The following is a 12597-nucleotide window of genomic DNA, read 5'->3' as shown; positions in this document are numbered from 1 at the left end:
AGCAAACAGGTAGCTCCATTACTCCCCCCGGGGAAGTGCGATACCAGACGTTTGTAAAAGCACAAACCCCCGCTGGTTCAGAATCATTTCTAAACCAGCGGGGGTACAAGACCTGCGAAACCTATCGATCTGCAGCGATCTCGGTGTGGTGCTGAATCACTTCGGCCACCACGAAGTTAAACCATTTCTCCGCAAACTCCGGGTCGAGATGCGCATCCTCTGCGAGGCTGCGCAGCCGTGCGATCTGCCTGGTTTCGCGATCCGGATCAGAGGCGGGCATGGCGTGCTCAGCCTTCAGCACCCCGACCTCCTGGGTGCAGCGAAACCGCTCAGCAAGCATGTGAATCAGCGCGGCATCGATATTGTCGATGCTCGAGCGCAGCCGGTCAAGCCGCGCCTGTGGCGTGAGTTCGGTCACGATCGCCTAGTCGAGCAGATCGTGGAGCACGACGACCTGCTCGCGCTCGGGGCCAACGCCCACAGCCGAGATGCGCGATCCGCTCATCTTCTCGAGCGCGACGATGTAGTCCTGGGCGTTCTGCGGCAGATCCTCGAACTTGCGAGCACCCGTAATGTCCTCAGTCCAGCCGGGGAACTCTTCATAGATCGGCACGGCGTGGTGGTAGTCGCTCTGGTTCACGGGCATCTCTTCGTGACGCACGCCGTTGACGTCGTAGGCCACACACACCGGAATGGTCTCGAGACCCGACAGCACGTCAAGCTTCGTGAGCACGAAGTCGGTGACGCCGTTGATGCGGGCCGAGAACCGCGCCATGGGGGCGTCGTACCAACCACAGCGGCGAGGGCGGCCCGTCGTGGTGCCAAACTCGAAGCCCTGCTTGCGCAGGAAGTCGCCCGACTCGTCAAACAGCTCGGTGGGGAAGGGGCCAGCGCCTACGCGGGTCGTGTACGCCTTGATCACCGAGATCACGCGAGTGAGGGCGTGCGGAGGCAGCCCCGACCCGGTGCTCGCGCCGCCGGCAGTCGCGTTCGATGACGTCACGAACGGGTAGGTGCCGTGGTCGATGTCGAGCATCGTGGCCTGGCCCGCCTCGAAGAGAACAGTCTTGTTGTCTTCCATTGCGTTGTGCAGCAGCAGACCGGTATCGCACACCATGGGCGCAAGCATTTCGCGGTAGCTCAGCAGGTCTTCGACGACCTCGTCGGCTGAGATGGCACGACGGTTGTAAATCTTGACGAGCACTTGGTTCTTGAACTCGAGGGCCGCCTCGACCTTCTGGCGCAGGATGCCCTCGTCGAAGATGTCCTGGATGCGAATGCCAACGCGGTTGATCTTGTCGGCGTAGGCCGGGCCGATGCCGCGACCGGTCGTGCCGATCTGGCGCTTGCCGAGGAAGCGCTCGGTGACCTTGTCGAGCGTGCGGTGGTACGCCGTAATGACGTGCGCGTTGGCGCTCACCTTGAGGCGCGACACGTCGACGCCTCGACCGCCAAGGGCTTCGAGCTCACCCTTAAGCACCTCGAGGTCAACAACCACGCCGTTCGAGATGACGGGGGTGACGCCCGGGGTGAGGATGCCAGAGGGCAGCAGGTGCAGCGCGTACTTCTCTTCACCGACAACCACGGTGTGGCCGGCATTGTTGCCGCCGTTGAACTTGACGACGTAGTCGACTCGGCTACCGAGGAGGTCGGTTGCGCGACCCTTACCTTCGTCGCCCCACTGGGCACCGGTGATGAGAACTGCGGGCATTTCAGCCCCTTCCTTTGCGGACACGGCACGTACTCCCCTAGTCTACCGGGCTCGCCGCAAATGGTGGCTTTGGGGCGACGTGAGCCCTCGCCCCGCGCCGGAGCGTTCTTTGCCGTTTGGGCATGGCGCGGCGTGGGTCAGATCGACTAGGGTGACGGGTATGGCGCGGTTCAGTCCTCTTGAGTGGCCGGTTTTTCGGCAACTGCGCTCGAACGACAAGTTCGGGCGAGGCGATGCCGTCATGTCGCAAAAGTCCCGTGACACCGTGCCCCGCACAGCAACCGCCGACCGCGTAGTGCAGAGCGTCTGCCCATTCTGCGCCGTTGGCTGCGGCCAGAAGGTATTCGTCAAAGACGAAAAGGTCATTCAGATCGAGGGCGACCCCGACTCACCGATCTCGCGTGGCAGGCTCTGCCCCAAGGGATCGGCGAGCGAGCAGCTCGTCAATTCGGCGACTCGGCAGACCGAGATTCTCTATCGTGCCCCGCGAGCTCGCGAGTGGCAGAAGCTGTCGCGCGGCACCGCAATCGACATGATCGCCGACCGGTTCATGGCCGCCCGCAAGAAGTGGTGGCAAGACGAAGACGAGCATGGCCGACCGGTGCGACGCACCATGGGCATCGCAGCGCTCGGCGGCGCAACGCTCGATAACGAAGAGAACTACCTCATCAAGAAGCTGTTCACCGCAGCTGGTGCGATTCAGATCGAGAATCAGGCCCGTATTTGACACTCCGCCACAGTTCCCAGTCTGGGAGCTTCGTTCGGCCGAGGCGGTGCTACGCAACCGCTGCAAGACATGGCCAATGCGGATTGCATTGTGATCCAGGGATCCAACATGGCCGAGTGCCATCCGGTTGGGTTTCAGTGGGTCACTGAGGCAAAGGCGCGCGGCGCGAAGGTCATTCATATTGACCCCCGCTTCACGCGCACCTCCGCGGTGGCTGACAAGCACATTTCGATTCGTGCTGGGTCTGACATTGTGCTGCTCGGCGCGCTCATCAACTACGTGATCGAGAACGACGCGTGGCTGCACGACTACGTCGTCGCGTACACCAACGCGGCGACCATCGTGAGCCCCGAGTTCCGCGACACCGAAGACCTCGAGGGCTTGTTCTCGGGCTACGACGCCGAGACCGGCACCTACGACATGTCGAGCTGGGCGTATCAGCGCACCCAAAAAACGGGAGACACCGCGCTGCCCCCAGACGAGCGGTTCCTGCGCGACGAGTCTCTCGAGCATCCGCACACGGTGTTCCAGATCCTCAAGCGGCACTTCTCGCGCTACACTCCCGAGTTGGTGCGCGAGACCTGCGGCATCTCCGAGGACGACTTTGCGTACCTCGCGCGCACCGTGACCGAGAACTCGGGCCGCGACCGCACCACCTGCTTCGCGTACGCCGTGGGCTGGACCCAGCACACGATGGGTGCCCAGTTCATTCGCACCTCGGCGATCCTGCAGCTGCTGCTCGGCAACATGGGTCGCCCCGGCGGCGGCATCATGGCCCTGCGCGGCCACGCGAGCATCCAGGGCTCGACCGATATTCCGACCCTGTTCAATCTGCTGCCCGGCTACCTCCCCATGCCCACGGCCGACAACACGTCGCTCGACCACTACCTTGATGGGGTGCGCTCGGACGATCAGGTCGGTTTCTGGAGCGAGGCGGAGTCGTACACCGTGAACCTCATGAAGGCCTGGTGGGGGGATAAGGCCACCGCTGAGAACAACTGGGCCTTCGACTACCTGCCCAAGCTCACCGGCCCGCACGGCACCTACCAAACCGTCGGCAAGATGATGGACGACGAGATCGACGGCTACTTCATCTTCGGCCAGAACCCCGCCGTCGGTTCGGCCCACGGGCGCATGCAGCGCCTCGCCATGTCACACCTCAAGTGGCTCGTCGTGCGCGACTTCGCGATGATCGAGTCGGCGACCTGGTGGAAGGACGGCCCCGAGATCGAGTCGGGCGAGCTGCGCACCGAGGACATCGAGACCGAGGTCTTCTTCATGCCGGCCGCGAACCACGTCGAGAAGTCGGGCACGTTTACCCAGACCCAGCGCATGGTGCAGTGGCGCCACCAGGCCGTGCAGCCCCCGGGGCAGGCCGAGAGCGAGCTCGATTTCTTCTACGATCTGGGGATCCGAATCCGCGAGCGCATCGCGGATTCGACCGATCCGCGTGACCGACCGCTGCTCGATCTCACCTGGGACTACCCCCTCGATGCCCATGGCAACCCCGACCCCGAGGCGGTGCTCGCCGAGATCAACGGGTTCCATCTTGAGGGCGAGAAGGCCGGCCAGCCGCTGTCGTCGTACACCGAGATGAAGGCAGATGGCTCGACGTCGGGCGGCTGCTGGATCTACACGGGCGTCTATGCCGATGGCGTGAACCACGCGGCGCTTCGGCCTAGAAAGGCCGACCAGAGCCCCGATGGCGACGACTGGGCATGGGTGTGGCCGTCGAACCGACGCCTGCTCTACAACCGCGCTTCGGCCGACCCGCAGGGCAAGCCGTGGAGCGAGCGTAAGAAATACGTCTGGTGGGACGAGGATGCGAAGCGGTGGGTCGGTAAGGACACCCCCGACTTCCCGCTGAATCTCGCTCCCGACGCGAGGCCCGAGGCCGGAGCGACCGGAGCCGCGGGGCTCTCGGGCACGGACGCCTTCGTGATGCAGCCCGACGGCAAGGGTTGGCTGTACGCCCCCAACGGTCTGCTCGACGGGCCGCTTCCGGCACACTACGAACCGCAGGAGTCCCCCGTCGCGAACCCGGTCTATGACCAGCAGCGCTCGCCTACCCGCATCACGATGTCGAGTCAGGACAACCTGAGCGCGGCGAGCGGCACCGAGCCCGGGGCACAGGTGTACCCGTACACGTTCACGACGTACCGCCTCACCGAACACCACACCGCGGGCGGTATGAGTCGCTGGCTGCCGTACCTCTCGGAGCTACAGCCTGAGATGTTCTGCGAGGTGTCCCCCGAACTGGCGGCGGAGTGCGGGCTTGAACCGTACGGCTGGGCTACGATTATTTCGCCGCGTGCAGCCATCGAAGCAAAGGTGCTCGTCACCGATCGCGTCAAGGCGCTCACGATCGGCGGCCGCACGATGCACCAGATCGGCCTCCCCTACCACTGGGGTGTTGGCAGCGACGCCGTGGTGCAGGGCGATGCCGCGAATGACCTACTCGGCATCGTCATGGATCCGAACGTGCTCATTCAGGAGTCCAAGGTGGGCGCCTGCACGATCATTCCGGGGCGGCGTCCCCGCGGCAAGGCACTGCTCGAGCTCGTCTCCGAGTATCAGCAGCGTGCCGGGCTCACCCCCGACACCGCGATCAGCGCCGCAGACGAGGGCCCGCACGCCCATGACCTCGATACCCCGCACGCGCAGGCTACGGTGGTCTCAGGAGCACAGGAGCTCGCCGGTTCGGGCGAGGCCAAGCAGACCGAGCACACGACCGACACGGGAGGGGTGACCTGACATGAGCGGACTCGTTGAGTCAGCCGGCCATCCAGCACGGCACGACGCCAAAGACCACAAGGGGTTCTTCACCGACACCTCGATCTGTATCGGTTGCAAAGCCTGCGAGGTCGCGTGCAAGGAGTGGAACCGCAACCCGGCCGACTCCGATTGGAAGCTGTCGGAGTCGTCGTACGACAACACCGGTTCGCTCGGCGCCGACACCTGGCGCCACGTCGCCTTTGTCGAGCAGGGCCGCGAGGAAATCGAGCAGGCACGCGAGAGCGGCCGCAAGCTCGTGAGCCTCGGCATGCCCTCAATCGGCGGCCCGAAGCCCCGTGGCACCAACGCGTTTCTGCAGCGCGGCGATCTGGGCGACGGTGACCTTTCGGGCAGCGACACGGCCCCACCAGACACCCCCGACTTTCGCTGGCTCATGTCGTCGGACGTGTGCAAGCACTGCACCTACGCCGGCTGCCTCGACGTGTGCCCCACGGGCGCGCTCTACCGCACTGAGTTTGGCACGGTCGTGGTGCAGGAGGACATCTGCAACGGCTGCGGCACCTGCGTCGCGGGCTGCCCGTTCGGCGTGATTGAGCGCCGTGAGGACGGCATCGCTCAGCCCAAGACCAACCGCGACTTCACCCCGGGCGAGCAGGCGCCTACGCCCAATGTTGGCGTCGCCCAGAAGTGCACGCTTTGCTACGACCGACTCACCGACGATCAGACGCCCGCCTGCGCGCAAGCCTGCCCGACGACGTCGATCAAGTTTGGCAGCAAGGAAGAGCTCGCGAAGATCGCTCGCGCTCGCGTGCGCGAGCTCCACAAGCAGGGTCTCACCGAGGCGCGGCTCTACGGCGCGAACGCCGAGGACGGGGTGGGCGGCACCGGATCAGTCTTCCTGCTGCTCGATGAACCCGAGGTGTATGGTCTGCCGCCGGATCCCCGAGTGCCCACGGCCGATCTGCCTCGCATGTTCAAACGGGCCGCCATCGCTGCGGCTGGCATGGTGGGCGTCGTCGCCCTCGCATTTATTTCAGGAGGACGCCGGTGACGGTCTCGGAGTTTGACGCGTATCGCCCCCCGGAGTCCCCGCGTAAGCGCGGCGGCAAGCGCAAGCGTCGCAGCGGTGGGCCTGGGCGCACCGACGGTTCGGGTGAGATGGCTATGGTGCCCGAGGTCGAGTTCACCTCCTACTACGACCGCCCCATCGTGAAGGCGCCGCCGTGGGAGGCGCCGATCGGCATCTACCTGTTTCTCGGCGGCGTCGCCGGTGGTTCGTCGCTGCTCGCAGCAGGTGCGCAGTTCACGAAGAACGAGAAGCTGCGCCGCAACAGCCGCCTCGCTGCCATCGGCGCAGCTGGCGCCGGTGCCGTGGCGCTCATCGTCGACCTGGGCCGGCCCGAGCGATTCCTCAACATGTTTCGTACGTTCAAGGTGACCTCGCCCATGAGCGTTGGATCCTGGATTCTGGGCGCGTTCAGTGCCGGGGCCGGGATTGCGGCGGTCGCCGAGGTGGACCGCATGACGAAGCGCAAGCTGCCGCTTGGCCCGCTGCGCCCGCTCCTCAAGTTCGCCGAGCAGCCAGCAGGCGTGGTCTCGGCCGTGTTCGCGGCCCCGCTCGCCGCCTACACCGGGGTGCTGCTGTCTGACACCGCCAACCCCACGTGGAACGCTGCGAAGGAAGACCTCGCGTTCGTGTTCGCGAGCTCAGCAACTCTCGCCTCGGGCGGCCTTGGCATGATCACCACCCCCGTCGCCGACGCGAAGCCCGCACGGATCATGGCGGTGACGGGCGCCGCGGCCGAACTCGTGGCATCGGAGCTCATGGAACGCCGCATGGATCCGGTCGCGGCCGAGCCGCTGCACCAGGGCCACCCGGGCACCATGCTCAAGTGGAGCAAGTATCTCGCCGCGGCGGGTGGCCTCGCCGCCCTCCTCGGCGGCCGCAACCGTGCGATCGCTGCGGCCTCGGGCGTGACGCTGCTCGCAGCCTCGGCGCTCACCCGCTTCGGCGTGCTTGAGGCGGGTCTCGAGTCCACGAAGGATCCGCGCTACGTGATCGAACCGCAGAAACGGCGCCTTGAGGAGCGCCGCCGCCGCGGCATCACCCACGACTCGATCACAACCGCGGGCTAACCGCGACGGCGGGGTCGCAGAATCCACCCGCCATGGATACTGCGAGTCGCAAGCTCCCGCAGCATGACCGGTTGGGGAGCGCTGTCGCCTCGTCGGTGCACCGATAGGTCATTGGCTTTGCCCGCAAATCGAAAAATGGGCGGGAGTATTTCCGCTTTACAGCGGTCCTTAAACGGAACAACCCCCGCTTATTTTCTCGGAGCAGCCCGGCAGAGGGCGACGGAGGCCCGACGAAGGCCCGACAGAGGCAGGCAGGGGCAGGCAGGGTGCCGGATGCCAGCGATGACCCCCTAGCGCACGTGCACGCCGGCCCCCACGGTGATTTCACCGATCACCGGGTGGCCGGGGATTTCGCCGACGATGAGCAAGCCGCCCGAGGTTTGCGCGTCGGCCAGCAGAATCAAGTCATCCTCGGTGATCGAGTTGTCGGCAGTGAGGTGAGGCCGCACCCAATCAAGGTTGCGGCGAGATCCTCCCGGCACGAAGCCCTCCTCGAGTGACGAGCGAGCACCCTCCACAAGCGGCACCGCGCTCATGTCGAGCGTCGCTGCGACGCCCGAGGCCCGGCACATCTTGAACAGGTGCCCCAGCAACCCGAACCCCGTGACATCGGTCGCGGCACGCACCCCGGCAGCGACCGCGGCCTGGGCGGCGTCACGGTTCAACTCGGCCATCTGTGTAATGGCGTGCTCGAATCGCTCGCCGGTCTGCTTGTGGCGGTTGTTCATAACGCCGACGCCGATCGGCTTGGTCAGGGTGAGGGGCAGGCCGGCGACGGCGGCATCGTTGCCCATGAGCTTTTGCGGGTCGGCGATGCCCGTCACCGCCATGCCGTACTTGGGCTCGGGGTCGTCAACCGAGTGTCCGCCCGTGACGGGGCAATTCGCCTCTGCCGCGACGTCGAGGCCACCGCGCAGCACTTCAGTGAGCAGCTCCATGGGCAGCTTCTCGCGCGGCCAGCCGACAAGGTTGATCGCGGTGATGGGGGTGCCGCCCATCGCGTAGATGTCAGACAGCGCGTTGGCGGCCGCGATCCGGCCCCAGTCATAGGCGTCATCGACCACGGGGGTGAAGAAGTCGGCGGTCGAAAGCACCGCGAGATCGTCGCGCACGAGCACCGCGGCGGCGTCGTCGCCGTCGTCGAGGCCCACGAGCACATTCGGTGCGACCTGGCCGACGAGCCCCTGCACCGCAGCCTCGAGCTCGCCCGCGGGAATCTTGCATGCGCAGCCGCCGCCGTGTGCGAAACCGGTCAGTCGTATCTTGTCCACGTCAACAGTCATGCTTCCGAGACTACCCCGCGCGAACATGTCTGCCAGCTTGTGTAGGATCCTCTGTGGAGGCGTCTGGTCCCTGGTGGTGCCCCCGGTCTTCAAAACCGGTGAGACCGAGCATCTCGGTCTGGCGGGTTCGATTCCCGTCCGCCTCCGCCAGTTTTCCTTCGGTTTGTGCGGCCCAGCCGCGCACACGTACCCCGCACGCAAGGTGGCGCCCATGAGCACGACAGACTACCGCCGCTTGATTCCACGCACCGACGATCTGCTCGCGATGCCCGGCGTGGCTGCGGCCCGCGAATGGCTCAGCGAGACCGAGATCCGGCGCGTCATTACCGAGGCACAGCAGCAGGTGCGAGACGGCGAGGGCCTCCCCCAAGACGTTGGGCGCACGATTCTCGAGCGCCTGGCGCGACGCGAGAGTGCGTCGCTCACCCCCGTCATCAACGCGACCGGCGTCGTAATTCACACGAACCTCGGCCGGGCACCGCTATCGGCCGGCGCACGGCGCGCGGTCGAGCGGGCGGCGGGCTACGCCGACGTCGAAATGGACCTCGCCACCGGGGTCCGCAGCACGCGCGGCGCGGGCACGAAGGCCGCACTGCTCGCGGCGTGCCCGGCCGCCGAGGACGCGCTCGTCGTGAACAACGGAGCCGCGGCTCTGCTGCTCGCGGTCACGGCGCTCGGCGCAACGAGCACCTGGGGCACCGCCGCGAACGACCGCGCACCCGGCGACATCGTCGTGAGCCGCGGCGAGCTCGTCGAGATTGGCGCAGGGTTTCGGCTCACCGACCTCATGGAAACGACGGGCGCTCGGCTGCGCGAAGTGGGCACAACGAACCGCACCCACGCCGCCGATTACGAGCGGGTGTTGGGCGCCACCGTGGGCTGCGTGCTGAAGGTACACCCCAGCAACTTTCGCGTCGAGGGCTTCACCTCGGGCGTCGAGGTCGCGGCCCTTCGGGCGCTCATTGACGCGCACGAGGCGGCGGGCGGGCGGCGCATTCCGCTCATTGTCGACCTGGGCAGCGGGCTCATTGATCCGGATCCCACGATCCCCGACGAACCCGACCTGACCGGTGCGTTACGGGCGGGAGCCGACGTGGTCATCGCGAGCGGCGACAAGCTGTTAGGCGGGCCGCAAGCCGGCATCCTGCTCGGCACCCGCGCGGCCGTGGGCGTGATTGCGAAGCATCCGCTCGCGCGGGCCGTGCGCGCCGACAAGCTCGCGCTCGCCGCGCTCGAGGCCACGCTGCGCGGAGGCCAAACCCCCGTCGGCGCCGCGCTGCACGCCACGTCCGAGGAGCTCAGGGCCCGCACCGATCGGCTGGCCGAGCATGTCTCTGCGGCGGCCCACACTTCCGCGTTTGAAGTGGTGCCGCACGACGGCCGCGTGGGCGGTGGCGGGGCACCCGGGGTGCCGCTGCCCGGGTGGGCGCTCGCGCTCCCCGAGGAATATGCGCCGCTGCTGCGCACCGGCAGTACCCCCGTGGTACCCCGCGTCAGCCAGAGTCAATGCTTGGTCGATTTGCGCTGCGTGGCTCCCGAACACGAGCAGGCGTTGGCCGAAGCCATCGCCGCCGTCGCCACGGCCCTCAGCACAGTCACCACAGTCGACTCGACCACCAAAGACGGGTTCGCCTAACCGTGTACGTCGTCGCCACCGCGGGCCACGTCGACCACGGCAAGTCGACGCTCGTGCGCGCCCTCACCGGCATGGAGCCCGACCGGCTTGCCGAAGAGCAGCGCCGCGGGCTCACGATTGACCTCGGATTCGCATGGACCGGACTGCCGTCGGGCCGCGGCGTCGCCTTCGTCGATGTTCCCGGTCACGAGCGGTTTCTCAGCAATATGCTGGCCGGGGTCGGCCCGGCTCCTGTGGTGCTGTTCGTCGTCGCCGCCGACAAGGGGTGGCAGGCGCAATCCACCGACCATCGCGACGCGATCGCGGCGCTGGGTATCTCTCGTGCGGTCATCGCGATCACGCGTGCAGACCGGGCACCCGACAACATTTCAGAGATTACGGCCGCGATCCGGAGCGAGTTCGCGGGCACTGCGCTCGCCGAGGCGCCGATCATCCCGGTCGCCATTCCCAGCGGCGGCGAGACCACAGGGCTCGCCGAGCTCGTGGCGCAGCTCGACCGCGTGCTGGCCGAGGCGCCCGCCCCCGACGCCGCCGCGCGCGTGCGGCTCTGGGTGGATCGTTCATTCACGATCAAGGGATCAGGCACGGTCGTGACGGGGACGCTCACTGCGGGAACACTGCGGCACGGTGACGCGCTCGTCGCGCTGGGGGGATCCGGATCAACGCCCACCGCCGTGCGCGAGATCCACAGTCAGAATTCTGCGACCGAAGCGGTGACCCCCACTTCGCGGGTCGCCGTGAACCTGCGAGACGTGCACGCCGATGCGATCGGGCGCGGCGACGCGCTCGTGACCCCCGAAGCGTGGTGCATCGTGTCGCAGGTTGATGTGCGGCGCACCACCGGCCGCGGGCTTCGCGATGCTCCACAGGAGTTTACGGCCCACATCGGCACGGCCGCGGTGACCGTGCGGCTGCGTCCCTTCGACGATGATCACGGTCGGCTCAGCTTCGCCCGGTCGCTCCCGCTCCAGGTGGGTGACCGGATCGTGCTGCGCGCCTCGGGCAGTCATGAGGTGTTCGCGGGCGTGACCGTGCTCGACGTCGACGTGCCAGCGCTCACTCGCCGCGGGGACGGGCGCAGGCGCGGCGCGGCACTGGCGCTGCTCCCAGAGACGGGAGACGCGTTCGTTGAGGTGGCCAGGCGGGGCGCGATGAGGCCCAGCCAGCTGCGCACGTTGGGCGTCGGCGGGCTCGAGCAGGTGCCCGACGGGCTCGTCGAGGTGCGACTCAGGGGCGGCGCTGCTGGTGGCGGCGGCTCTGGCGGCGGAGTTGCCAGCGAAGTCTGGTGGGTGTTGCCTTCGGCTATCGACCGCTGGGCGAAGGCCCTACGTTCAGCACTCAGCGCGAAGCGGCGGGCCGACCCGCTTGCAGCGGGACTCGCGCACGGAGCCGCCATCGATGCGCTGAAGCGGCGGAGCCCGGCGCTGCCCGACCCGGCCATGCCCGACGCGGCCATGCCCGACCCGGCGCTCCTCCCACTCGTGGTGCACCGGGCCGGTCTCGAGTCAGCACAGGGCGTGTTGCGGGAGCCCAACGCGCGGGTCGAGTTGGGGGCTGCCGAGGTCGGAGTGGCCGCCCTCGAGCGCCGTCTGCGCGACCGTCCATTTGCGGCTCCCGAAGCCGACGACCTCGTGGCACTCCACCTCGGAACAAAGGAGATCGCTACGGCCGAGCGGGCGGGCCGCCTGATCCGGCTTCGCGACGGGGTGGTGCTGCTGCCGCAGGCGCCCGCGCTCGCGATGCGCCGCCTCTCGGCGCTCGCGCAACCGTTCACAACGAGTGAGGCACGGCAGGCGCTCGATACGACGAGACGCGTGGCGATCCCGCTGCTCGAGCACCTCGATGCGAAAGGCTGGACTCGCCGCCTCGACGGCACCCGCCGAGAGATTGCGCGCTGAGCTCGCGCGGGAGCAGCCGCCGGCTACTGTGACTCGGTAGTTTCAGTGGCCTCGATGGCGGCGATCGTCGCAATCGCTTGTGGGTCTGCGCCATCAAGAAACTCGGTGAGTCGTTCGATCTCACCGCTCTCGCCAATCGCCATGGCGCCGCGGCGCAGCGCATACAGGGCACGCAGCACTCCACGGTTGGGCTCGTGCGACCAGGGAACCGGGCCCGCGCCGCGCCAGCCAGCCCGCCGCAGCGCGTCGAGGCCCCGGTGGTACCCCACGCGCGCAAACGCATACGCCTCGAGCTCGCGGCCCTCAGCGTGAGCCGCGTCGGCAAGCATCGCCCACGCGATTGGAGACTCGGGGAACTCGCGCACCACGGTCTCGGGGTCTGCTCCCGCTGCGAGCTCTGCCGCAGCGGGGTCGATGCCGAGCAGGGTGGGCTCAGGGGCCAAAAGATTTTTGCCGATCATGCGGCCAGT

General features: G+C 67.3%; 9 protein-coding genes and 1 tRNA gene. 6 read left to right on the top strand and 4 right to left on the bottom strand.

What is annotated here, in order from left to right; all coding sequences use genetic code 11:
• Positions 1–121: 121 nt before the first annotated feature.
• Together C795_RS0106020 and C795_RS0106015 are read right to left on the bottom strand one after the other, a co-directional pair.
• On the bottom strand, positions 122–418 hold the full coding sequence (locus C795_RS0106020; protein ID WP_017792858.1) for a chorismate mutase: 297 nt from the start codon (positions 416–418) through the stop codon (positions 122–124).
• A gap of 6 nt (positions 419–424) precedes the next feature.
• Positions 425–1711: an adenylosuccinate synthase gene (locus C795_RS0106015; protein ID WP_017792857.1), complete on the bottom strand. Its 1287-nt coding sequence runs from the start codon at positions 1709–1711 to the stop codon at positions 425–427.
• A 160-nt stretch (positions 1712–1871) separates the two neighbouring features.
• On the opposite strand from C795_RS0106015, the gene fdh reads away from it, so the two are divergent.
• From fdh to nrfD, 3 genes are read left to right on the top strand one after another with little or no spacing between them, the layout of a single operon-like run.
• Entirely contained in the window at positions 1872–5192 is a 3321-nt protein-coding gene (fdh, locus tag C795_RS0106005; protein ID WP_232225446.1) for a formate dehydrogenase, read from the top strand.
• Position 5193: 1 nt separating this feature from the next.
• Positions 5194–6225, top strand: coding sequence for a 4Fe-4S dicluster domain-containing protein (locus tag C795_RS0106000; protein WP_017792854.1), 1032 nt, complete (start codon positions 5194–5196; stop codon positions 6223–6225).
• Positions 6222–7310, top strand: coding sequence for an NrfD/PsrC family molybdoenzyme membrane anchor subunit (gene nrfD / locus C795_RS0105995; RefSeq protein WP_017792853.1), 1089 nt, complete (start codon positions 6222–6224; stop codon positions 7308–7310). The genes C795_RS0106000 and nrfD overlap by 4 nt, the downstream gene beginning before the upstream one ends.
• A gap of 290 nt (positions 7311–7600) precedes the next feature.
• Here nrfD and selD read toward each other — a convergent pair whose 3' ends face one another.
• Positions 7601–8593, bottom strand: coding sequence for a selenide, water dikinase SelD (selD, locus tag C795_RS0105990; protein ID WP_026139488.1), 993 nt, complete (start codon positions 8591–8593; stop codon positions 7601–7603).
• Positions 8594–8648: 55 nt separating this feature from the next.
• Here selD and C795_RS0105985 point away from each other — a divergent pair.
• From C795_RS0105985 to C795_RS0105975, 3 genes are all read left to right on the top strand, one after another.
• Positions 8649–8743: transfer RNA gene (locus tag C795_RS0105985), tRNA-Sec, on the top strand.
• A 61-nt stretch (positions 8744–8804) separates the two neighbouring features.
• Positions 8805–10229: an L-seryl-tRNA(Sec) selenium transferase gene (selA, locus tag C795_RS0105980; RefSeq protein WP_017792851.1), complete on the top strand. Its 1425-nt coding sequence runs from the start codon at positions 8805–8807 to the stop codon at positions 10227–10229.
• A 2-nt stretch (positions 10230–10231) separates the two neighbouring features.
• A complete protein-coding gene (locus C795_RS0105975; RefSeq protein WP_017792850.1) occupies positions 10232–12127 on the top strand; it encodes a SelB domain-containing protein in 1896 nt (631 codons plus the stop codon).
• 23 nt (positions 12128–12150) lie between these two features.
• On the opposite strand, the gene C795_RS0105970 is transcribed toward C795_RS0105975, so the two are convergent.
• The gene (locus C795_RS0105970; protein ID WP_026139487.1) at positions 12151–12588 is read right to left on the bottom strand and encodes a DUF3151 domain-containing protein; all 438 of its coding nucleotides are present in this window, start codon (positions 12586–12588) and stop codon (positions 12151–12153) included.
• Positions 12589–12597 lie beyond the last annotated feature (9 nt).

It is taken from the genome of Leucobacter salsicius M1-8 (assembly GCF_000350525.1).
GTDB lineage: Bacteria > Actinomycetota > Actinomycetes > Actinomycetales > Microbacteriaceae > Leucobacter > Leucobacter salsicius.
The sequence above is the reverse complement of the archived record's forward strand: the minus strand, read 5'-3'. Positions and strand labels throughout refer to the sequence as shown.

What these genes read in the sequence shown, in the direction of transcription:
- C795_RS0106015 (WP_017792857.1), bottom strand. Translation starts at nt 1,711, where the DNA reads ATGCCCGCAGTTCTCATCACCGGTGCCCAGTGGGGCGACGAAGGTAAG.
- C795_RS0106000 (WP_017792854.1), top strand. Translation starts at nt 5,194, where the DNA reads ATGAGCGGACTCGTTGAGTCAGCCGGCCATCCAGCACGGCACGACGCC.
- selD (WP_026139488.1), bottom strand. Translation starts at nt 8,593, where the DNA reads ATGACTGTTGACGTGGACAAGATACGACTGACCGGTTTCGCACACGGC.
- selA (WP_017792851.1), top strand. Translation starts at nt 8,805, where the DNA reads ATGAGCACGACAGACTACCGCCGCTTGATTCCACGCACCGACGATCTG.
- C795_RS0105970 (WP_026139487.1), bottom strand. Translation starts at nt 12,588, where the DNA reads ATGATCGGCAAAAATCTTTTGGCCCCTGAGCCCACCCTGCTCGGCATC.